The sequence below is a fragment of the Vibrio sp. D173a genome, from assembly GCF_030248475.1.
Map to the genome: position 1 here is coordinate 1 of NZ_JAHGAH010001184.1, position 519 is coordinate 519.

Here is a 519-nt window from a genome sequence, read left to right on the forward strand (position 1 = left end):
GGTGTGATCTAATTTTGATCAGGATGAGGATTAGCTGGGATCAAAAAGGCCACTTATACACACCCCAAAAAGTGATCTTAAGTTGTTATTTGGATAACTATAGGTTAATCACTGTATTTCTATGACCTTATCCACAAGGAAAATGGCAATAAATGAGAAAAAAGTGCCATTTCATTGGTAAAAGTTATTCACAGCTGGTGGTTTTGGGTACAAAAAAAGCGGCTTTCGCCGCTTTTTTATCGATTATAGAACTCTAAAACTGCTCACTATGATCGTTAAACCACTCTTCTGCAGCGTCTTCGGGTACCGGAGTCTCCAATACATCGATGGTAAAACAGTCAGAAATCGCCTGTGCGCCAAGATTTGTTAATAACTCATGGGCGGCTTGGCCTGCGGCGCAGAAGGGATCGTAGCTTGAGTCACCAATCGCAATCACAGCAAAACGAACCTTAGGGTACTGGCTCACCAACATCAGCCAAGTTTGCATGACTCACGGAGGAGGTCAGTGCCATTATCAAT

The 519-nt window shown here is 42.8% G+C and carries 1 pseudogene; it reads right to left on the minus strand.

The features are described from left to right. Window positions 1–253: 253 nt before the first annotated feature. Window positions 254–448 (minus strand): annotated as a pseudogene (locus KIV40_RS32190) (flavodoxin domain-containing protein); the annotation flags it as partial. Between the last annotated feature and the right edge of the window lie 71 nt (window positions 449–519).